This window comes from Novipirellula artificiosorum (assembly GCF_007860135.1).
GTDB lineage: Bacteria > Planctomycetota > Planctomycetia > Pirellulales > Pirellulaceae > Novipirellula_A > Novipirellula_A artificiosorum.
Window position 1 is genome coordinate 214,335 of sequence record NZ_SJPV01000007.1, and the last position, 20,817, is coordinate 235,151.

The window sequence follows — 20,817 nt, forward strand, 5'->3', positions numbered from 1 at the left end:
AAAACGAGTATGTCGCGATCGTCCAAAGGAAGTGTTGATTTAACTAGGTGCGAAGCCGAGGTAATGGACGTTGTTTGGGAAAACGAGTTTGTCACCGTCAATGATGTCGTCAATGCAATTGATCGGAACTTGGCCTACACGACCGTGATGACGACGATGAAGATTCTGGAGGAAAAGGAGATTGTTTGCCGTGGCAAGAAGATTGGACGAGCCTACACCTACTCTGCAAATGTCTCGCGTGAACAAGTGCGTGTGGGAATGCTCAAATCTCTGACGGACCAGTTGTTTGGCGGGTCTGCTCGATCTTTGGTCCTTAGTCTGATGCAATCGGATGCCGTCTCAGCCGAAGACATTGAAGCGGTGAAGGAAGCTGCTGAGAAGCTGGGAGATTCCTAGTGGACGCTCGATTTCTCTTCGAGGTTGGCTGCACGCTTTGCGTTCAGGTTTCGATCATTATCGGTGCGACATTCGTATTAACGCGGTGGATTGGCGACGCGCGGGTGGGGTGTCGGTTGTGGACCGTTTGTTTCGTTTCAATACTGGTGATCCTAGCTGCGGCATGTTTGCTTCCGCACCGCAGGTTGTTTCCTTTTCCTCAATGGGTCTCCGATGAATCGCGAATCGCGATGCTGATTTGGCAAGGTCGTTTGGCCGTTGCCCTACTCGCGATGTGGGGCATCGGAGTCGTTGTGTCATTGGCACGCCGCGCATCGCTGTGCATTCAGCTGTTTCGTTTCTTGAAGGACCGTTGCAAACGCGTGGACGATTTACCGGTTTGGCACGCAATCACCGCAACGGAAACACAACGAGGAGAAGCCAATGCCTTGGCGCTGTGTCTCGAGCAAGAGTCTCGAACTCGGACTCTGCAAATTCTGACGTCGGCGGAAATCCAGGGACCCTTCTGTTGGCAGTTGCATCGACCGACGATTGTTCTGCCGGAATTTTTGCTGCGTGATGATCCGCAAGCGCTTCGTCATGTACTGTTTCACGAATTAGAGCATTTGCGCACTCAGCACCCGATGCAGCATTTCTTACAAGGCGTTTGCTGTGTTGTGTTCTGGTTTCACCCGGCCGTTTGGATGGCCGCGCGCCGAGCGGAATTGGCTCGCGAGTTCTTGTGTGATGAGGTGGCTGCGACGGCTGCAGGAAAATTCAGCGCCTATCTCAGAACGTTGGCAACGATCGCAGAGCGTTGTGGCAGTTTTTCCTGTACCAAGGTACCGCAAGGCACTTTGGCATTTGGTAACCAAAAGAGTGCACTCGTTCATCGCAGTAATCGATTGGTCAAGATTGCGAAACATAAAGTGGTATCGGGCCGGCGACGCAACGCGATTGCACTATTGTCCTTGTTTTTCGTCGCATGGGGGGCCCAGCAGATTTGGGTTCCCACGAATGCACTGGCTTCAAGTCGCAGCAATTGGTCGCCATGGCCAACCTGGACGGCTCAGGTACTCCACAGCGGTTTTAGCATTCACGTCCGGGACTTTGAGCCCTTTGATAATCGGGTACAGATGCACGAACTGTTTGAGAACGAATCGCAGGGCAGTCCGTAGCGGGTTAGGGCTGTGTTTCTCCTTCGCTGTCGAAGAGGTCGTGCAGGTTTATCGTTGTTTTTTTAGTGGGAACTTAGCAACGTCACTCCAACCAGCCACTCAGGAAGGCTTCCCATCTGGCCGCACCAGACGGGAGGGTGACGTGCGTAATCGCTTAGATTTCGAGCACTCCAGACCTGCACGGCCCCCAAAATAAGGGACATTATCCATTTTCTACTAATTTCTTAGCAGTTGGCCTTGTGGCGCTGGAGCAAGGAAGCCTAATCTCCGCAAATACTAACCGCTCAGTAGCTTGGGATTGCAAGGATGCACTGTTCCGAAAACTCAACAAACTCAGCCACCTCAAATGGTGGTGTTCCGTCTTCGCAAGCGACCATCTCGCTGATCTTGCCCGCGTGGAACGAGAGCGAGGTGATCGAACGTGCGATTGCGGAGGCCGATGCAGCGCTCCGGCCACTCAGTGTGGACTACGAAATCATTGTCGTTGATGACGGCAGCACCGATCAAACAGCGAGTTTGGTTGCCCAAGCAGCGATCCGCAATCCAGCCGTGCGATTGGTCAGGCACAATCCGAACCAGGGATATGGCGCTGCAATCCGCAGCGGATTCGCGGCGGCCCAGAAAAATTTGGTCGTGTTCACTGATGCGGATTGCCAATTCGACCTAACGGAACTCGACCGCTTTGTCCTGTTGTCAAAACGCTACGACATCGTCTGCGGTTACCGTATCGACCGCAAGGACTCGGCACTGCGATGCTTCTATTCACAGGTCTACAATTTGCTCGTTCGCATTCTGCTGCGAACCGATGTTCGAGATGTCGATTGTGCACTGAAAATGTTTCACCGGAATGTGGTGAAGAAACTGACGATCTCAGGCAACGGCTTTTTGGTGAATTCCGAGATCCTGACTTCTGCGAAGCAGCAAGGTTACCGTGTCGTAGAAGTGGGGGTATCTCACAGACCACGGATCGATGGCACCAGTACGGTGTCGGTTCACCACATCCCTAAAGTACTGGCAAGCTTGGCGAGGTTCTGGTGGAGCACGGTTCTGTTTCCTGCCGACAACCCCCGTCGTGGCAGCGGTCTTGTGATGATCGGTTCGGAAGCTAGTCCAAGGGAAATACAGGCTGACGCGGGCAACTGGCTCTTTGGTCGAGCTGTGAAGTGGGTGCCGGTCGGCTTGCTGTTGCTAGCGTCGCTGTTTGTATTGATGAACCTTAGTCATTCGCATCCAACTCAGCGCAAGCTTGGCAGTCAACGAGAAACGGTCACGTCACGGGAACCCTTCGTCAAACCTTCTGGATCTCTGAAAGCCACGATTGCACAGGTCCCGAACGCAGGAGTGCGCCAGTGAGGCGGAATGGCGTTTGCGATCGAGGAGCGTTATGACAACGACCATCCAACGAAAGATCGCCAAGGATGTTTTGGTCGTCTTCATGGTCGCCCTTTTTGTCTTGACCGCGATGGTCATGATGATCGGCGTTGCACGCGAAGCGCTAAGCCAGGGACTAGGCCTTGTGGGCGTGATGCGTTTGCTTCCCTATGCGCTCCCCAACGCCTTGTCACTATCCGTTCCAGGTACGGCTTTGCTGAGTGTTTGCACGGTCTATGGACGGATGTCGGCTGACCGTGAGTTTGTTGCATTGCAATCGGTCGGCATCAGCCCGCTGCCGGCGATGACGCCGGCGATTGCACTCACAACGCTACTCAGTCTTGGAACCGTGGGACTGATCAACTTGGCATTCACTTGGGGATATTGGGGCGTTGAGCATGTGGTGATGTCCTCCGTGGAGAGAATTGCCTATGGAGTTCTCGAGCGAGACCATCGATTCCAACACGGTGATTTGTCGATGAGCGTTCGTGATGTTGAGGGGGAGGATTTGATTGAGCCTGTCATCAGTATTCACAAACCGAACGGCGAATTGGTTTCGATCAATGCGCGAGTCGCCAAGATGCGGTACACCGACGAGGATCAGTCACTGACGCTACAAATCACCGAGGGTCAAGCAACCTTTTCCGATAAGGCGTCATTTGTTTTCCCCGATACGCTTGTACAAAAAATCCCATTGGGCCGGTCACTCGGAATGGATCTGCTGACGGCGCATCCGTCGCACATGCCGATGCGAGAATTGCCAGCGGCTTCGATCGCTCAGACGGAAGATGTTTCTCGGCGTGTGGGCGAGATCGTGGCACACACGGGATTCAGTTTAATCAACGCTCAACCAAACGAACTGATTGAGCAAGCGGCGCTCGATCGTGAAGAGGCACTTCGGCAGAGTCGCCGACGCGTGCACCGGCTCGGTACCGAGATGCACCGGCGATGGGCCAGCGGGTTTACGTGTTTGGCGCTTGCGATGGTTGGCGTCCCGTTAGCGATTCGTATGAAGACGACCGATACAATGACGACGTTTGGAATCGTTTTCCTGCCAACGCTACTGGTGTACTACCCGATCTTTGCCTTGACGTTGGATATGGCGAAGGATGGGCGCTTGGCGGCTCAGGGTGTTTGGATTGCAAACCTTGTCTTTGTTTTGATGAGTTTGCTGATGATGCGCCGGATCATTTACAGGCCGATGTAGTCGCAAAATCAGCGTACCGCGGGCGATGGCTGATGAGGACAGGAAGGGCGAACAGGCGGATGCCGCGACCATGAAAGGAAACGATGAGACAATTGAAGAATCGATTGCGAAACTGGTGGAATGCTAGCGCGTTTCCAGTTTCGGATCATGGGCAACTCCCCGGTTCGCAAATCTGGACAACACGTCAGAACGTGCTTGCACTGGGCTGTTTGCTGATTGCATCCATGGTCGTTTTGTTGCCAAACCTGTCCTATCCGTTGATTGATCCGGATGAGACACGTTACGCACAAATTGCACTCGAGATGATTGAGTCGAGAGACTGGGTCACTCCAATGCTCGACGGCCGGGCCTATCTCGACAAGCCTCCGATGATGTATTGGATGACAGCCATCAGTTTCAATGTGCTGGGGCACAACGAAAGCGCCGCACGCCTCCCGTCGGTGCTATCCGCCTTGGCGACGATCATGATGCTGTTCGTCTTGGGGCGTCGGTTCGTCGGCAGCCGAGCTGCGTTCTTGGGTGCCGTGTCGCTATTACTTTGCGGGGGCTTTCTACTGGCGGGACGCTTTTTGATCCTCGATTCGATGTTGACGTTGTTTACGACCATCAGCTTGTTGACGGGATACATCGCTGTTCGAGAGCAAAAACACCGCTGGGTTTGGTGGATGATTTCAGGGGTTGCCTGCGCGCTAGGCGTGTTAACCAAAGGGCCTGTGGCGCTGGTGTTGTGCGCTCCACCATTAGCGGTCAATGGTTGGTTGCGAAAAGATCAGACTCGCACACGTCGTTTGCACTGGATCGCCTTCGTCTTACCCATGACCCTTGTCTGCGTTCCCTGGTACATCGCGATATGGAAATTCAACCCTGAATTCGGTGACTATTTCTTCTTGGAACACAATTTCAAGCGGTTTACAGAAGGTTCGAACCATCGACAGCCGTTTTGGTTCTATTTGCCGATCCTCTTTGTTGCGATGTTTCCAACCTCGTTATTGCTGCCGTCGCTGGCCGTCTTTCTCGCCAGCCGATCCGAAAGGAAACGTAACGCCCGGTCGAAGGATCTTGGCTTCTTGTTTTGTGGTTCGGTTTGGGTTCTTGCTTTCTTTTCGATTGCCAGTTGCAAGCTGCCAACCTATATCCTCCCTGCGATTCCGCTCGTTGCCTTGATGATGGGTGCGATGTTGGACCATACGGTTTTCAAGCCTGATCTTCCAAGTCGGATCACATCTTACTTGAAGCCCTTTCCACAACGTGCATCGATGGTCATGTTCGTGATGAGCATGACCATCGCGGCAGTGGACGTTTGGCTCACTGGATCGCTGCAGTTCACGGTTGCCATGGCGATGATGGTCAGTGTCACGCTGGCGATGATCACCGTAGCAAACTGGAATCACCAAATTGCGTTCGAGATGCCCGGCTGGGCATTTTTATCGCTCGTTGGGATCACGCTTTTGAGCTTCGCTGGGGAGCGCTTGATGCCGACGATTGCTGCTTACCGGTCCATCCACACGAAAGTTGCGATCGCCGCAGAGCAGCATCCGGGAGCGACGATTGTGTACTTTGGTGAAAACCCGCATGCGTTGGAACTCGTGATGCCGACGAGCAACGTGTTCTACTTTTGCCGAGAACAACGCGAGGCGTTTGTGGCATTCTTGTCGCATTATCCTGAGGTTTTGTTGGTGACCGATGATGAAGAGATCGAATCGACTCGGCAAGCGGTCGCAACGACACATCAACTCGTGCAGACCCGTCTGGACAAACACTTGTACGTCGCATCTCGTCAGCATCCGACCCGCGACTTGTAGCCTCGCTGGTCGGTAACGGAGGATCGCGATCGAGAACGACCCCCTCAAGTCTTGCACCTGCGACAATATATCTAGCGAATCGAGGTCGATAGCAAGCTGACTCGCCTTGCTTGTGGGAGTAGGATGGACATCCTTCAACCCCTTCGCAGGAGAGCGGAAAATGTGGTTTTGGTGGACCTTGATCGCGATTGGTTCGTTATTGGTGGTCATTGTTGTCTATGACCTTGTCCAACGAAAACATGCGATTCTTCGCAACTTCCCGATCATTGGCCATTTTCGTTACCTGCTCGAAATGATCGGCCCCGAGCTTCGGCAGTACATTGTCACCGGGAACGACGAAGAACGCCCCTTTTCTCGCGATCAACGACGATGGGTCTATGCATCGGCGAAGCAGCAGAATCGATACTTTGGATTCGGATCTGACAATGAAATGGAGACCACCGACAATTACTTGATTCTCAAGCACGATGCGTTTCCGCTCCATCTCCCTCATGTGGGAGAGCTGGGATATGATCCCAAGTACGAGATTCCCTGCGCCAAGATTCTTGGCGGTTACCGAAGGCGGGCTAAGGCTTTTCGTCCCGCATCGGTCGTTAACCTTTCAGCCATGAGCTTTGGTTCGCTGAGTGGTCCCGCGGTGGAAGCCATCAATCGTGGTTGTCTGATCGCGGGCTGCCTGCACAATTCGGGTGAAGGTGGGATTTCTCGCCACCACCTCCATGGCGCGGATTTGATCTGGCAAATTGGTACGGGCTATTTTGGTTGTCGTGACGCTGCGGGCAAGTTCGATCTTGGAAAACTCAAAGAGACCGTTGCCCGATGTCCGGTGCGTGCAATCGAAATCAAACTAAGCCAGGGTGCCAAGGCAGGTGTTGGGGGCATTGTGCCAGCGGCCAAGGTAACGAAAGAGGTCAGTCAAATCCGAGGCGTTCCCGTCGGTGTTGACTGTCTCAGCCCTGCGACGCATTCTGCCTTTGACGGCCCCGACTCGCTGCTGGACTTCGTGGAGAGGATCGCGGAGGAGACAGGGCTTCCGGTTGGCATCAAATCGGCCGTGGGCCAAACAGGATTTTGGGCTGAATTGGCTCGATTGATGGCGTCGACAAGTCGAGCGGTCGATTTCATCAGCATTGATGGCGGTGAGGGTGGGTCGGGCGCTGCGCCGTTGGCCTTCTCAGACCATGTCGCCTTGCCGTTCAAAGTTGGATTTGCTCGCGTGTACCGGATGCTTGCCGAAGCGGGTGTGCAAGAGAACATCGTCTTTGTCGGCGCTGCGAAGCTTGGCCTCCCCGATGCTGCAATGTTCGCGTTTGCACTCGGTTGTGACATGATTGCGGTCGCCCGGGAGCCGATGATGGCAATCGGGTGCATCCAAGCGCAACGATGTCACACAGGACATTGCCCGACGGGGGTCGCAACCCAGAACCGTTGGTTGATGCGGGGCTTGGACCCCACCGACAAGGCAGCCAGGCTGGCAAACTATATCGTGACGCTGCGTAAGGAAATTATGATGCTGAGTCGGACCTGCGGCGTGATTCATCCCGGTCTGATCACGGGCGAACATGTGGAAATATTGAATGGCCGCTACGGGTCGAGCAGCATTTCGGAGTTGTTCGGGTACAAGGACAATGCGTTGCCAGGGACCAGCGATCGGGACGCCATCGAAGCCGAAATGAAGCTGCGAGAGAACCGCTGAGCGATCTGGTGCATCGAATTACGGTGTGGCGGGAATCGCGGCGGCCATATCCGCCGCTGCACGCTCGGCCAGCATGCGTGTTCGCCCAGAGATGACACCTTCGTAGTAGATGGGTGAGACCCATGAATTGCCCTCAACGGGGACGTCGATCGTGACTTCAATGACCTGAGTCTCATCGGAAAGCGTCTTGGGGTTGACCGAGACCGATGCTTTGGCGACCTGCATCCGTTGCAAGTGTTGTTCGGCAACCGCAGCAACATCTTGGCTTTTTGCGCCAACGATCATCCCGGTTCGCGCTGCCAAGTAGGAAGCATGCTCAACGGAGTGGCGAAGCATGTTGAGTCGAAAGAATTCAATCGATGCAAACACGATGACAAGCAAGATGCTTATCGCAATTGCAAACTCAACCGCTGCGGCGCCGGTTCGCCTGGTTCTTTTCCTGAATGCCATGTCTACTGTTATTCCTATATTCCTATTGCGTCAGCATGCTGGGAAGGCGTCGTGCGATATTGCGGAAGGCTTCATTCAGTTGTGCTCCATCCACGGCGTGATAGTGGGTGCCGCCCGTCATATCAGCAATTTGTTGCATCAACACCTGATCGGCTTCTTCGCTGAAACTGACCGTGTAGATGGGGATTTGTTGGTTCGCGGCTTCCGATGCAGCCAACAAGGGATCGGTTCCTATATTGTGGTTACCATCGCTCATCAAGACCAACGCATTGTTGGCCCAAGGTCGTGCCAGCGTAGGGTGCGTCACACCGGCGATCCCTTGCAGGATGCCATCACCCACATTCGTCCTTCCGCCGTTAAACTCGTACGAGATTTGAGCGTTGCATGCATTGATCAGGGAGTAGTCGTCGGTAAGGTCGATTTCACGAGTCGCCTCGTTTGCATAGCTGACCAATCCCACTTTCTCAACTTTGGCTGTTTGCGACAACTCATCGCAAAAGCCGTTCACGGAGGCAACAAGGTCGAGCCAGCGGCTATTTGGCGGAACAGGATCACCATAATTCCATCCTTCGGGAGCTGCGATGGGGGTTCCTCCAGTGGGCTCATCCGCCGCGAATGCCATCGAACCACTCCGATCGACGATCACAGCCACGTCCAGCGTTGTTTGCGTGTTTGTCGCGGTGCATCGAGGTCGGATTTCAAAGCTCCCGGTCAAACCGGGAAGGAGTGCATGCAGTGAGCTCCCTGCACCCGCCGCAAAGGAGTCAGTCGTCAAACGGACCGAATTACCCGCCTCGGCGACCTCAAACGTGTAGGCCTGGTCTTTCGTTTTGCGCTGACTCAGTCCAAATTCAAGGTCGGCCGCAGAGATCGGGACCACCACATTATGGATGGGATTTTGTGACGAAATGTGTTGCGCTGCAGCCAAGGCATCCTGTTTGCTTCCGCTTTCGACATAGACGCGTCCTGCCGCGCGTGCGGCCGCATCGGTCACGATCTGTACCTTGGCATGAATCACTTGGATGTAGGCAAGATTGATCGCGATGCTTGCGAGTAGCAGCAGCACCGGCAGCATCACCGCAACGGTAACCATCGTTGCTCCGACTCGCTTTGATCTTGATGGGTTCATCATAGGAAGGGCTCCGAAACTGTTTCAATAAATCGGGCGGCACTCGTATCGACGGCCTATTCCGCTCTCAAAACAACCGCTTCCGCGAGTGTTTTGTCCTGGAAGAAGATCCCCCCGAAAACGGAGTTCGCCGCAAAATCGGCTGACACGGTGACGGTAAACGGGTCGCCCGGGCTCTTCGACGAAGGATCCGGCGGATTCATCGTGACCGCGTATCCCTGGATGTTTCGATCATCGAGTAGCATTTCGCATTGAAGCTGCACGCCTTCCGACGAGGCTCCAGGCACGTTACCGATTCTCGCTCCTTCGTAGGCCGTAATCGAAAGATTTTGCTGCAACTGCAGCATCACGCACGCTTCCACCGTTGCCAGTAAGATGATCGCCAGAACCGGAAGGCAAATTGCCAATTCCACAACAGCGACTCCGTGTCGAGAGCATCGATTGGTCGAAAGGTATCGGTGGCGCATCGCTGACGAGGATTTTTGCGGAGGAAGGTTAGGGAGAAGAAGGACCAACAAGGGTTCTTCTGCAGAACCGTATGTCACCCGCAGCGACAGGATGCCGAATCTGCTTGAGTTCACCGAGATCTTGAAGGAACGTCGGCCATGCGTGAAGCAGTTGAAGCGGATATATCGGTCATGCACGGGAAGCAGTTACCTCGCTGATCTGGAAAACGGCACACCGAGGGGGACGCAACGTGATCCCCGGCGTCGTCTCTTGGAAGGGAAGCCCGTGTCTTTTGACTGAATCCCCGTGTCTCTTGCCTTGATTTTCGTTACCAGGAACGCCTTCGGTCTCAACCGTTTGGCTCAGTAGGGCTGATCCCGGTTTGGCATGCTCTGGATTGACTTTGGGGCGAAGTCGCGGTAGATTTTGTCGCGTTTTAGGCAGCTTGGCTCTCGTGCGGCGCACGGCCTGATTCCGTTCCGTTGGTTCGCTTTCTTACAATCTGCCGCGTCCGTTCTTGGCCGACTTCGTTGGCATCTCGATGACACGCTAAAGCCCTTTCCTCTTACACGAAAACTCCAATGCAATATCAGTATTCTGACATATCGAAGATGATCGATCATTCGCTGTTGAATCCCACGCTAACGGTGGCAGATCTTGATTCGGGAATTGCATTGGCGCTCGCCTACGACGTCGCAAGTGTTTGCATCATGCCGTACTACCTGAAGCGTTGCACGGAACTGCTAGGGGACAGCACGGTCAATCCGTCCACAACCATCGGATTTCCACACGGTGGACATACGACTGCGATCAAGCAAGCGGAAGCGGAAACCGCGATTGCGGATGGCTGTCAAGAATTAGATATGGTTGTCAATATTTCGAAGGTACTCAGCGAGGATTGGAGCTACGTCCGCAACGACATCCACGCGGTGGTCGAGGTTGCTCACGTGGCGGGCCGCAAGGTCAAAGTGATTTTTGAGAATTGCTATTTGAACGATTCCCAGAAAATTCGTTTGTGCGAAATTTGTAACGAGGAGAATGTCGACTGGGTCAAGACGTCGACCGGTTATGGAACGGGTGGCGCGACGAATGAGGACTTGGTCTTGATGCGAAAACATGCGGCACCGCATGTTCAGGTTAAGGCTGCCGGTGGTATTCGTGATCTGGATGGATTGATTGCAGTTCGTGAACTGGGGGTGACACGTTGTGGTGCCAGTCGCACGAAAGACATGCTCGACGAATGCCGTCGGCGTTTGAATCTTGAAGAGATTCACGTTACGGCAACGGGTGCGTCGTCTTATTGACGCGGAGGATTCACAGCTTGGGTCGGCTGCGATTATTAAGGCTCATCCGACGGAAGCGCGCGGACCCCAGACTCAAGGTTTTTTGGAGGTATGGCTCCGGTGTCCAATGATCTCTTAGAAAAGAGTCCCCGACGGACGGTCGTCCGCTGGGAACCGGTAGCACCCTTGGCGCACCGTCGACCGGGATATCCCTTGTCAAGTTGCACCTCTGCAGAGCTCCACTCCGTTTCTCCCGGCAACTGCACGATAACAAGTGAAAATAGCTCCTGCCAGCAATGATGGGACACCGGAGAGATGCCTCGAAAACCTCCTGCGCACGCTTGCGCAGGATGAGCCATTATTAACTTGATAGGTCGAAGGCTCATGTCTCAGAAGAATTTATCAGCAATGACTCGCCGTCGTTTTCTTAAACGAAGCACGGTCGCAGTTGCGTCGACCTATGCCCTGCCAACCCTCATTCCCCGCCATGTGCTGGGGTTCGGTGGCCAGGTGGGGGCCAACGATCAAATTGTTGTTGGGCATGGATCAGACGGGGCCCGTTGAACTCTGGCCCGTCGAACAAGGGCCCAACGCTCGGCTCCGCTTTCGATATAAGAACGGCGTCGAGGTGAGGTTGACCTTCCCCGATGAGGAGCCCCATCGCGGTCCAAAACTCGGCGCCGTGTTTACGGGCGAAAAGTGCAAGATTGAGATCAACCGGAATAAGTTCACCACGAATCCGCGTGATTGGATCAAAGACGCTCCGCCGCCCGAATTGGCGGCGAAATGGGAAGGCGATGGTTGGGTTGCCAAAGGACACGTTGAAAATTGGTTCGATTACATTCGCTCACGCGAGAGGCCCAATGCGGACGTCGAGATCGGTCATCGCACCGCGTCGCTGTGCCAGTTGCTTGTGATCACACGCCAGTTGGGTCGGCGATTGAAGTGGGATCCTGATCGCGAGGTTTTTCCCGAAGATTCGGAGGCGAATGCACTTCTGGATCGCCCCCGACGAACGGGTTGGGAACTTCCCCTTTAGTTGATCTTCAGCACGAAGGCATAGTCGCAGGGCAAGTGCTCAGGCAGCGCCACCGTGAGCGATTCGTCTGACTGACGCCATTTGATGGGGCCGTCATGTCCGAGCATTTCGACCTTCTCGATGCCTGAATTCCCGATCCGCGTCCCCTTCTTGAGGCAACGGATCGAATAACGGTCGGACTCGGGTTGTCGAAAACAGATTGCGTACAGGGAGCCTTTTTTCTGCGTCAGACGGACGGCATCGGTAGCGAACTCGATTTTTCCCCCCTCGACGGGCGCATTGTCGGCCGCCGGTTTGGCAATCTCTCCCTCGCCGAAGGTGGTCCAAGGTCGCGTGCCGTAGATTGCTTCGCCATTGACCCTCAGCCAGCCACCCAGCTGTTTGAGCGTGTTGATCTCTTCTTCGCGAATCGTGCCGTCGGGAAGCGGGCCTACATTGAGCAGCAGATTGCCATTCTTGCTAACCGTATCGGCTAACACAGCGACCAGATATTCCGTTGGCCAAAATGCCGTGCCTTCGACACAACACCAACCCTGTACCGCGATCTTCTCGTCGGTTTGCCACTTCGATGACATACGAATCTCGTCAATTCCCTTCCGCTCAAAATCCTCTACCGCTTGGTCGGGTTCGAGGAATTCGCGTTTGTACGTCAGCACGACTCCTTCGGTGTTTGTCTCTTGAGACTGGTTGTAGTAGTGCGACAACACGTTGTAGAACGGCTGGCGAAAGTAAGGCTTGCCAAACATTCGCTCGCCATCCCCAATGCCGCCATCGACGAAGATATAGTCCGGATGGTAGTTGTCGATCAATTCGACCATCACGGCTTCCCACTCTTTTTCATCCTCCGCCGTCGGTGGGTCGTTCTCTGCGCGGCGACGACCGTAGAGCCCCGAGTATTTCGGATCCCAGTTGTCGTACTTCGGAGAGAATTCATAGAAGTTCCAATGACGCCCATAATGCGTCGATACGCCAGTCTTGAGTCCCGCCTTCTTTGCCGCGGAACAGAATTCACCGACGATATCACGTTGCGGTCCCATGGCAGCCGAATGGAATGGGATCACGTTGGAGTCCCAGAGCGCAAACCCGTCGTGATGCACGGCTGCTGAAACGAGGTACTTTGCGCCTGCCTCTTCGAACAACTCAACCCATTGCTCGGGGTTCCAGTTTTCCGCTTGGAACTTAGGGATAAAGTCCTTGTAGCCAAACTTGTTGAGTGGCCCCCATGTCGCTTCGTGATGTTTTTTTAAATCGCCCCACTTCTTATTCGTTTTTGAATCGTACATCCATTTCGGGTACCACTCGGTTTGGTAGGCGGCTACCGAAAAAGGTGCCCAATGGAAATAGATGCCAAGTTTCGCGTCGTCGTACCACTCAGGTACTTCGTACTGCTTCAGCGATTGAGCATTGGGCTCAAACAAAGGTTGTGTCGGTTTCTTCCATACCGGTCGAGCGTTGGCAGTGATCTCTTGGTCGAGTTCGACCATGCGAGCTCGCAGTTGCCTGGCAACCTCCGGCTTAGTAAGGACCAGATTGACTTGTTCACCAATGTCTTCCGTCAGATGAAACAGAAACCGTTGAGGCTCCGGGGGAGGAGCGTTTGCATTGCTCGCCTTCTTTTGAGGAGCTTTCTCGAGATATTTCCATTCTCCCAAACGAATTCCTTCCAAGACGCCGTGGGCGGAGTAGAACACCAATTCATTTCGCGGAGACACATCCGAAGTAAAGGTTCCGGAAATGTCATGTCCATCGATCTTGCGGTCCTTAGGAAGCGGTTTGCCGGATAACGCAGCGATGGTTGGAAGCAAATCCATCGTCGAAGTCATCGCGTTGGTGCTGGTTCCGGCTGGAATCCGGCCAGGCCCCCACATCACGCACGGAACTCGCTGCCCTCCCTCGAATGTGGTGCCTTTGCCATCTCGCAGCGGTTTTGCACTGCCACCATGATTCTTGAATTGCAGCCACGGACCATTGTCGCTGGTGTAGATGATGTAGGTGTTTTCTGCCAAATCAAGGTTACGGACCGTATCGACCAATCGACCGACTTCCGCATCGATGTGTTCAATCACACACTTATAGGCGTTTTGAGGATCCGGGTCGTAAGCGTCCTCGGGTACATAAAGCGGAATGTGCGGCATCGAATGGGGCAGGTACAAGAAGAAGGGTTGATCTTGATTCGCCTTCACGAACTCAATCGCTCTGTCGGTGTAACGTCGCGTGATGGTTCGCTGATCCACTGGCAACTCGATGATTTCTTCGTCTTCAACAAGTGGCGTGTTCCATTTCGTAATGCAGCTGCTTTGGTCCAACCATAACTCGTCGGAGGGGATGCGGAGCTTTCCCTTGTTATCGGGATGATTCATGTCGTTGGAGTAAGGGATGCCGAAGTAGGAATCGAATCCATTGGCTCGCGGAAGGATCTCAGGGTGATGTCCAAGATGCCATTTGCCGACGCAGGCGGTTGCGTAGCCCTGGGACTTCAAGTGATCTGCGATCGTGTGCTCCGTCGCGTTGAGACCATAGTCGCTTGAAGGGAATAGCACGTGCTTGTGCATACCCACGCGTTTGGGATAGCAACCGGTCAGAAGAGCTGCTCGCGAAGGAGAGCAGACCGAGCACGCCGAATAGAAACTCTTGTAGGTGCGGCCCTCGGCGGCCAATTGATCAATGTTGGGCGTTTCAATCGTTTCGGAGCCGAAGCAACCGAGATCGTTGTAACCTTGGTCATCGGTGAAAATGATAATGAAATTCGGTTGCTCAGCGGCGTCGCACGTTTGCAGGAAGCTTGTCGCGAGCATCAATGCGCCGATGCAGCGGAGTGCCGAAGAAATGAGGGTTGTCAGGCGGGGGCGAGTGAAATGCATCATGTTTGCTATACGGAAAGGGGAAGGTAGGGTACGAGTTCTCGTCTCGATGGATGGGTTGCAGTTAGGGGACGATGACTTCCACATCACCCGCGATCTCGGCAACGACAACGGCCGGCAGTGGGTTGACTTCGGTATCCGGCAGCCGAATGGTCTGGCCGTTGTCCGTGTTGATCACCGATATCGATAAAGTGGTTTCTGGGTCCGACAACAAGTAGGCTTTCCGAATAGGATTGGTCATCGGAAGAAGTAACCTGCCATCGTTGGGCCGATCAAAGAGGTGTAGGTAGAGTTTACCGGGCTTGCTTGTGCAACGACCGTCAAAAGGCAGCGTCGCGAAGGGGCTGGCGGTGGTGCCATGGATCGCTTCGCCGTTGATCTGCATCCACTTGCCGATGGACTGAAGCGCATCGATGCTCTGCTGCGGTATGCTGCCGTCCCCCTTGGGGCCGATGTTGAGCAAATAGTTGCCGCCTTTACTGGCGATGTCGACCAAGTTGCGGATCAGCGTCTGGTCCGATTTCCATGCATCATCGTGATCGCTGAAGCCCCAAGTCGTGTTCATCGTCATGCAGGTTTCCCAGTCAATCCCGGGCATGCCCGTTGACGGGATATGTTGCTCGGGCGTAATGAAATCTCCGTACTGTGAGTCGAGTTGCGCGATGAATCCTGCGGTTCCCATTCCGGACCATCCGGCCTCGGGAGTACGGAACAAGCGATTGTTCATGATGATGCCGGGCTGTCTTGCTCGGGCAAGCTGCATCAGTTCGTTGGCACGCCACGCTTCATCACCCTGGAAATCCTGCGAGCTGTAATCCCACCAAAGAACATCCACGGGCCCGTAGTTGCTAAGCAGTTCGTCCACTTGTGTATGAAGATAGTCTTGATACTTCGCGTGATCACGCAGTCCGTTTGGGTAGGGTTGCCCCTTGAGCGGATGGGGTAACTGCTTCGATTCTGCATACGTGTATTGGTCATGATGCCAATCAATCACCGAGTGATAGAACCCAACCTTCAAACCTTCGCTACGGCAGGCCTCGACAATTTCTCTAACCAAGTCGCGATTCAAGACATGTCCGGCGTTAAAGTCACCGGCTTTGGAATCATGAAGACCGAAACCATCGTGGTGCTTTGTGGTAAATACGAGGTACTTACAGCCGGCATTCTTGGCGAGCTTCGCCCACTGCGCTGCAAAAATCTCACTTGGTTTGAACTTGGGGATTGCTTGTTCGGCATAGGCATTCGTGTCGGCCTTGACTCGCTGTTGGATCCACTCCATCCCACCACGCGTGCCAACCGGTTTGCCATCCCATGTTCCAGCCAAACCGCTGTAGAGCCCCCAGTGCACAAACATGCCAAAACGAGCGTCACGCCACCATTTCATGCGAGCATCCCGTTGCTGCGACGTTTCCTGGGTCGAGGACGCGTCCAGATTGTTGGGCGTCGGTTCCGAAGCAAGGGACTGTGCTGAACATGCGGCAAAGCCGTTCATCAACATCCATAGGGAAAGTGTTTTCAAGAATGCTGCATTTTTCATGGTAGCTGCCTGTCGCGTTTACTGTTCGAGTTGTCCATCCTCGCGATGCGCAACGCAAGGCGATTCCGTGTTCTATTTTTTTTGGCGAAAGAAAAGCAGTAAGGCTCTTACTTACTTGGTTGAAGGACGATCAACTTGTTTCGTGTCGTTCACGGAAGGGGCGGTTTTGGGAGTACTGCGTCCTGTCTTGATCGAGTGCTGCAACAATCCGAGCATCTCGTCGGCAATGTTGGGATGGATCAGGGCCAGGTTCGTCGTTTCACCAGGGTCGGTCTCTAAGTTGTACAGTTGCCCCGATGCATCAGGGGCGGTGTCGGGCAGCGCATACTCTCGCAGCAAGTCGTGGTTGGCGTAGTTGTTGCCGCCTGAACCTTTATGGGCCAAGTACTTCCATTTGCCTTTACGAATCGCCAGGTACCGACTTCCGCCAAAACCCTGTTGCAAGAGGTAGGGACGGATCGGGTTGCGACCGTCTTGGTCCTGCCCCAGCATCGCCGGCAAGAGACTAAAACTATCCTCCGCCGCATTGTCAGGAATCTTTGCGCCGGTGATTTGGGCAACCGTCGCCATCACATCGGTGAGCGACACAATTTGATTCGATGTCGATCCTGGCAAGACATGATCGGGCCAACGAACGAGCAACGGCACGCGATGACCTCCTTCCCAATTGTCTCGTTTGACGCCGCGCCAAGGTCGTGCACCGTCATGTTCGTGATCGTGACGCATGTAGTAGACCGTGGGGACTTCTGGGCCGTTGTCGCTCGAGAACATCACAATCGTGTTGTCGGCGATCCCCAGTTCATCGATGGTTCCCAGCAGCTCGCCGACGACGTAGTCGAGTTCAAAAATGAAATCGCCGTGTGGGCCTGATTGCGTCTTGCCTTTGAATTCGTCCGCCGGAAATGAGGGCAAGTGCACAGCTTGTGTCGAATGGAACAGAAAAAATGGCTTGTCGGGTGTTTGCTTGACGTGATGTTTGAGAAAGTGCTGGCTCTTTTCGAGGAACTGAAGGTCCACTTTCTCGAGATCGAAATCGGGAGCGACCAAGCCACGGCGGTTATCGTTGGCATAGGGGTGGTTGGGTAGTTTCGATTGGTCGAGCTTCCCCAGCGGTGGCACGGGGATCCGTTTGCCATCGATAAACGCATACAGCCAATCGGTTGTTGGGCAACACGCGGTACCAAAGAAATGATCGAAGCCACAATCGATCGGTCCGCCGTCAATCTCACGTGAATAATCGATCCGAGTTACGCCATCGGGACTGCCATCGTGAATCGGAAGTCCCGCTTCGTCATAGAAGGTCAATCCAATATGCCATTTGCCAAAGCATGCCGTCGTGTAGCCTTGTTCCCGCAGCATATCGGGCATCGTGGTCCGATCCGCAGCGATCAAAGACGGACCACCGGCTCCCGAGAAAACTCGCCCGCCGTTGGGCACTCGAAACGCCATCTGTCCGGTCATTAAACTGTACCGTGTCGGCGTACAGACGGTGCAAGGGCTGTGCGCGTCGGTGAACCGCATGCCTTGCTGAGCAAGTCGATCGAGATTCGGCGTCGGGATTTTCGATTCGGGGTTGTAGCAACCCAGATCGCCGTAGCCAAGATCGTCCGCGAGGATGAACAGGATGTTGGGGGGTGCGGCAACACTTTGGGTCGCAAAAGCGAGCAGCACCATCAACAGCGCAGAACAGGTCAAAGGTTGCGTTGTTCGTCGTGGTCGGAGAGCGTGACGGCTTCCGCCATAAGGTGCGAGTGGATCAGGCATTGTGAAATTATTCCTTCGAGTACCGGCAATTGCCAGAATCTGCTGCGACATCAGGGTAACGATTTACGACAAATCTGGATGATTCACTGCACGGAATCCTGTCGGGGAGGTGCTCGGGCTTGGCAAGACGCTCTGCTTGCCAACGCTCATCCTCTTCGCGGCGTTACTTGATCGATCGTGGAAACCGCGTCGGAGTTGATCACGACTTCTCGGCAGGCTTCCTTTTTGCAGCCGGTGTCTTTTTTGCAGCCGGTTTGTTGATGTGGTTGTTCGCCGGAATCGGACTCTCAAATCCCTGATACATCTCCGGTCGGATGCCCAAGGCGTGTGTTTGGTTACCGAAGGTGTTGGGTTGAAATGGGCCGACAAGCGAGACGTCCAATTGAGAGGTGATTGCGTCTTCTAGGCCAATGGCCCAGAACATCCCGTTGATCATAAGGCGACGATAGCCCTCGTTCGTGATGTCTTCGGGGGTGCCGTACAAAGAAGTGAAAACGCGGGCCTTTTTGCCCGATGGCGACAGGTACGTTCGCGTCCACTCGGAGGGTTGCGGGGGCAAGCTTTCGACAACAGGCGAATCGGGCGTCATGCCTTCAAGCGGCTGGGCCATGGTAAGGATGTCGCCATCAACCGGCTTGCCGACGTAGGCACCGGCTTGAACCCAGGCGTTTTCGACCCCGCGCAAGATCGGATGCTCACGCATCGCATCCATGGCGGTGATGCGAGTGCTTTGTTGGTGATTCTTTCCGTAGTGGCCGACCCAGGTTTGACCGAGCACTTGATGGCCAAAGCCAAGTTCATAATCGGATGCCGTCGATCGAAAGGAGTACTTCGCATAGGGCTGCCCCTCAGCGATTTGAAAGGCATGCGTCGCGGTTCGCATGCCGACGACGGGGCCGCCACGATTCAGATAGTCCTCAAAGTGTTTCATCTGTTCCGGCGGCAGATTTTGAAAACGCAAGAAGACGACGGCGAGATCCGCCGAGTCGAGGGCTTCCATGCCGGGCATGTTCGAGGGTTTGCCAGCAACGATCTCACCCGTTGCCGGGTCGATATTGAAAAGGACCGTGCATTTGAACCCATGATGCTTGGCCATGATTCTCGCGAGCGCCGGAAGCGATTCTTCCGAGCGGTATTCGTGGTCGCCTGCCAAGAAGACAATGTGTTTGCCAGAGCCGGGACCCGATTCGCCTTGGAAAACCAGTGATTCGGCGTGTGACATTGAGCCAAGGCAAGCGAGAATGGCCATACAGAGTAGGATCGGTTTTAGCATGAATTGTTTGTGGGGAGAGTAGGTGATGTTGTTGCCGGCACTTCGTACTTCTCTATTCCTTCTTCATCGTGATCGACATACCTCCACGAACAACCGTTTCCAAGTTGGGGTCGGTCGTGATTGCTGTCATGTAGTTTGGGTCTGCCATTCGGGGATTGATATTGTGAGCCAAAACCAAGCCGCCCGGACGGAGTTTGGGCAGCAGTTTGTTCAGGTAATCAACGTAGCCTTCCTTATCTGCATCCAGGAAGATGATATCAATCGTGCCTTCCAACTTCGTGACGGCTTCATGAGCGTCCCCTTCGACCAACGTGATCACGTCATCGACACCCGCGCGTTGGAAGTTCGCCCGAGCAATCGCTGCACGTTCTTTGTCAATTTCATAGGTCGTTAGCTTCCCGCCGGTTTGTTTCAATGCGAGACCGAACCAGATTCCTGAGTAACCGGTCGATGAGCCCAGTTCCACCACATGTTTGGCATCGGCAGAACGCGTCATGATGCGCAGTAGCCGGCCGTCGTGTTGGGGGACGTTACGGTATGCTTGGTTGGCCGCGATATCCTCAAGCACCGCCAACGCGTTCGACTCGAATTCGTTCGCCGCTAAAGGCCCTTTTTCGAGCTCGACATCGCCCGCAAGCCGACTGTCTCCAGGGCCTCTGCCTCGTTGGGCATGGCTGACAGTGGACGTGACGGCAAGAAAGGCGAACATCGAAATCGCGATAACGTGGTTGATGGTGATGTGCATGAATGGCTCCTTGAACGGGGTGGGATGAAGGGGACTCGGCAGGGCACGCTGCTCGCGGCTTGACGAGTCAACACGTCTCTACAAGATAACCGAAATTGGACCCGTCGACATGCAAGTGCCCGGGGGCCAGTAAACAAACTTCCAAGTCGAGCCGGCGGATCACCGGTACCGGCGGACGTGTTTGGGGTTTAACTAGAGATCCTATCGCTTTTCTGTTTTTCTCGTTACTCGTCGGAACCAAGAATCTGTGAAATCTTTTCAACACTACACGCTGTTTTCTTCCTTTTTGCTCATCGCTGCACTTCAACCTGGCATGGCCATGGGCGAATCCGCTGATCACCGAGTTCGACGGACGAACGCAAGTGATCACCAACGGCACCAACCGTGTCCGTAGCTATGACCTTTCCAATGGTGAATTGATCTGGGAATGTGGTGGTCAAGCAGGAAACCCGATCCCATCGCCAGTGCGTTTTGAAAACAACGTCATTGTCATGACTGGGTTCCGGGGGTACGCGATCTATTCCATTCCACTCGATTCGAAAGGCGATTTTTCCGGGCGCGGATGAACTCGACCAGCGTTAGCGCGGATGATTCGCGCAAACACACAAGTTCAAAGTAACACCCGGTCATGCAACGAATTGCGACGGCTGTTCATGCCTC

The 20,817-nt window shown here is 54.3% G+C and carries 16 protein-coding genes and 3 pseudogenes; 10 read left to right on the forward strand and 9 right to left on the reverse strand.

Annotation, left to right across the window (positions count from 1 at the left end; all coding sequences use genetic code 11):
* Positions 1 to 9: 9 nt before the first annotated feature.
* The 6 genes from Poly41_RS19590 to Poly41_RS19615 all read left to right on the forward strand — a co-directional run bounded on the left by Poly41_RS19590 (position 10) and on the right by Poly41_RS19615 (position 7,629).
* A complete protein-coding gene (locus Poly41_RS19590; protein WP_146528424.1) occupies positions 10 to 396 on the forward strand; it encodes a BlaI/MecI/CopY family transcriptional regulator in 387 nt (128 codons plus the stop codon).
* Positions 396 to 1,553, forward strand: coding sequence for a M56 family metallopeptidase (locus Poly41_RS19595; RefSeq protein ID WP_146528425.1), 1,158 nt, complete (start codon positions 396 to 398; stop codon positions 1,551 to 1,553). The genes Poly41_RS19590 and Poly41_RS19595 overlap by 1 nt, the downstream gene beginning before the upstream one ends.
* A gap of 306 nt (positions 1,554 to 1,859) precedes the next feature.
* Positions 1,860 to 2,906 (forward strand): glycosyltransferase family 2 protein, encoded by a 1,047-nt coding sequence (locus Poly41_RS19600; RefSeq protein WP_146528426.1) that lies wholly within the window; start codon positions 1,860 to 1,862, stop codon positions 2,904 to 2,906.
* Positions 2,907 to 2,937: 31 nt separating this feature from the next.
* The gene (locus tag Poly41_RS19605; RefSeq protein WP_146528427.1) at positions 2,938 to 4,131 is read left to right on the forward strand and encodes an LptF/LptG family permease; all 1,194 of its coding nucleotides are present in this window, start codon (positions 2,938 to 2,940) and stop codon (positions 4,129 to 4,131) included.
* 83 nt (positions 4,132 to 4,214) lie between these two features.
* Positions 4,215 to 5,933 carry a phospholipid carrier-dependent glycosyltransferase gene (locus Poly41_RS19610; protein WP_146528428.1) on the forward strand — a complete coding sequence of 573 codons (1,719 nt, stop codon included), beginning with the start codon at positions 4,215 to 4,217 and terminating at the stop codon, positions 5,931 to 5,933.
* Between the two features lie 160 nt (positions 5,934 to 6,093).
* Positions 6,094 to 7,629 carry an FMN-binding glutamate synthase family protein gene (locus tag Poly41_RS19615; RefSeq protein ID WP_146528429.1) on the forward strand — a complete coding sequence of 512 codons (1,536 nt, stop codon included), beginning with the start codon at positions 6,094 to 6,096 and terminating at the stop codon, positions 7,627 to 7,629.
* 18 nt (positions 7,630 to 7,647) lie between these two features.
* Here Poly41_RS19615 and Poly41_RS19620 read toward each other — a convergent pair whose 3' ends face one another.
* Genes Poly41_RS19620 through Poly41_RS19630 form a run of 3 tightly spaced genes read right to left on the reverse strand, consistent with a single transcriptional unit; the run spans position 7,648 to position 9,621 of the window.
* Positions 7,648 to 8,079 (reverse strand): TadE/TadG family type IV pilus assembly protein, encoded by a 432-nt coding sequence (locus Poly41_RS19620; protein ID WP_146528430.1) that lies wholly within the window; start codon positions 8,077 to 8,079, stop codon positions 7,648 to 7,650.
* A gap of 22 nt (positions 8,080 to 8,101) precedes the next feature.
* Positions 8,102 to 9,211 carry a vWA domain-containing protein gene (locus Poly41_RS19625; RefSeq protein WP_146528431.1) on the reverse strand — a complete coding sequence of 370 codons (1,110 nt, stop codon included), beginning with the start codon at positions 9,209 to 9,211 and terminating at the stop codon, positions 8,102 to 8,104.
* Positions 9,212 to 9,264: 53 nt separating this feature from the next.
* A complete protein-coding gene (locus Poly41_RS19630) occupies positions 9,265 to 9,621 on the reverse strand; it encodes a TadE family protein (protein WP_197231460.1) in 357 nt (118 codons plus the stop codon).
* A 615-nt stretch (positions 9,622 to 10,236) separates the two neighbouring features.
* On the opposite strand from Poly41_RS19630, the gene deoC reads away from it, so the two are divergent.
* From deoC to Poly41_RS19645, 3 genes and pseudogenes are all read left to right on the forward strand, one after another.
* A complete protein-coding gene (gene deoC, locus Poly41_RS19635) occupies positions 10,237 to 10,959 on the forward strand; it encodes a deoxyribose-phosphate aldolase (protein ID WP_146528433.1) in 723 nt (240 codons plus the stop codon).
* A 387-nt stretch (positions 10,960 to 11,346) separates the two neighbouring features.
* Positions 11,347 to 11,394: pseudogene (locus Poly41_RS35730) on the forward strand (twin-arginine translocation signal domain-containing protein); the annotation flags it as partial.
* A 4-nt stretch (positions 11,395 to 11,398) separates the two neighbouring features.
* Positions 11,399 to 11,977 carry a hypothetical protein gene (locus tag Poly41_RS19645; RefSeq protein ID WP_231615789.1) on the forward strand — a complete coding sequence of 193 codons (579 nt, stop codon included), beginning with the start codon at positions 11,399 to 11,401 and terminating at the stop codon, positions 11,975 to 11,977.
* On the opposite strand, the gene Poly41_RS34985 is transcribed toward Poly41_RS19645, so the two are convergent.
* From Poly41_RS34985 to Poly41_RS19670, 6 genes and pseudogenes are all read right to left on the reverse strand, one after another.
* On the reverse strand, positions 11,974 to 13,395 hold the full coding sequence (locus Poly41_RS34985) for an alpha-L-fucosidase (protein WP_231615808.1): 1,422 nt from the start codon (positions 13,393 to 13,395) through the stop codon (positions 11,974 to 11,976). The genes Poly41_RS19645 and Poly41_RS34985 overlap by 4 nt on opposite strands.
* 12 nt (positions 13,396 to 13,407) lie before the next feature.
* Positions 13,408 to 14,772 (reverse strand): annotated as a pseudogene (locus tag Poly41_RS34990) (sulfatase family protein); the annotation flags it as partial.
* 130 nt (positions 14,773 to 14,902) lie between these two features.
* The gene (locus tag Poly41_RS19655; RefSeq protein WP_146528437.1) at positions 14,903 to 16,375 is read right to left on the reverse strand and encodes an alpha-L-fucosidase; all 1,473 of its coding nucleotides are present in this window, start codon (positions 16,373 to 16,375) and stop codon (positions 14,903 to 14,905) included.
* A 111-nt stretch (positions 16,376 to 16,486) separates the two neighbouring features.
* The gene (locus tag Poly41_RS19660) at positions 16,487 to 18,139 is read right to left on the reverse strand and encodes a sulfatase family protein (RefSeq protein ID WP_231615790.1); all 1,653 of its coding nucleotides are present in this window, start codon (positions 18,137 to 18,139) and stop codon (positions 16,487 to 16,489) included.
* A gap of 199 nt (positions 18,140 to 18,338) precedes the next feature.
* Complete coding sequence (locus tag Poly41_RS19665; protein WP_146528438.1) at positions 18,339 to 19,412, reverse strand: ThuA domain-containing protein; 1,074 nt, start codon at positions 19,410 to 19,412, stop codon at positions 18,339 to 18,341.
* A gap of 52 nt (positions 19,413 to 19,464) precedes the next feature.
* Positions 19,465 to 20,157, reverse strand: coding sequence for an O-methyltransferase (locus Poly41_RS19670; RefSeq protein WP_146528439.1), 693 nt, complete (start codon positions 20,155 to 20,157; stop codon positions 19,465 to 19,467).
* Positions 20,158 to 20,477: 320 nt separating this feature from the next.
* Between Poly41_RS19670 and Poly41_RS19675 the strand changes: the two are divergent.
* Positions 20,478 to 20,705: pseudogene (locus tag Poly41_RS19675) on the forward strand (PQQ-binding-like beta-propeller repeat protein); the annotation flags it as partial.
* Positions 20,706 to 20,817: the final 112 nt, after the last annotated feature.

Coding starts and splice junctions, on each gene's coding strand:
- Poly41_RS19660 (WP_231615790.1), bottom strand. CDS start 18,139: ATGCCTGATCCACTCGCACCTTATGGCGGAAGCCGTCACGCTCTCCGA.
- Poly41_RS19615 (WP_146528429.1), top strand. CDS start 6,094: ATGTGGTTTTGGTGGACCTTGATCGCGATTGGTTCGTTATTGGTGGTC.
- Poly41_RS19665 (WP_146528438.1), bottom strand. CDS start 19,412: ATGCTAAAACCGATCCTACTCTGTATGGCCATTCTCGCTTGCCTTGGC.
- Poly41_RS19605 (WP_146528427.1), top strand. CDS start 2,938: ATGACAACGACCATCCAACGAAAGATCGCCAAGGATGTTTTGGTCGTC.
- Poly41_RS19600 (WP_146528426.1), top strand. CDS start 1,860: ATGCACTGTTCCGAAAACTCAACAAACTCAGCCACCTCAAATGGTGGT.
- Poly41_RS19610 (WP_146528428.1), top strand. CDS start 4,215: ATGAGACAATTGAAGAATCGATTGCGAAACTGGTGGAATGCTAGCGCG.
- Poly41_RS19645 (WP_231615789.1), top strand. CDS start 11,399: ATGCCCTGCCAACCCTCATTCCCCGCCATGTGCTGGGGTTCGGTGGCC.
- Poly41_RS19655 (WP_146528437.1), bottom strand. CDS start 16,375: ATGAAAAATGCAGCATTCTTGAAAACACTTTCCCTATGGATGTTGATG.
- Poly41_RS19625 (WP_146528431.1), bottom strand. CDS start 9,211: ATGATGAACCCATCAAGATCAAAGCGAGTCGGAGCAACGATGGTTACC.
- Poly41_RS19620 (WP_146528430.1), bottom strand. CDS start 8,079: ATGGCATTCAGGAAAAGAACCAGGCGAACCGGCGCCGCAGCGGTTGAG.
- Poly41_RS19590 (WP_146528424.1), top strand. CDS start 10: ATGTCGCGATCGTCCAAAGGAAGTGTTGATTTAACTAGGTGCGAAGCC.
- Poly41_RS19670 (WP_146528439.1), bottom strand. CDS start 20,157: ATGCACATCACCATCAACCACGTTATCGCGATTTCGATGTTCGCCTTT.
- deoC (WP_146528433.1), top strand. CDS start 10,237: ATGCAATATCAGTATTCTGACATATCGAAGATGATCGATCATTCGCTG.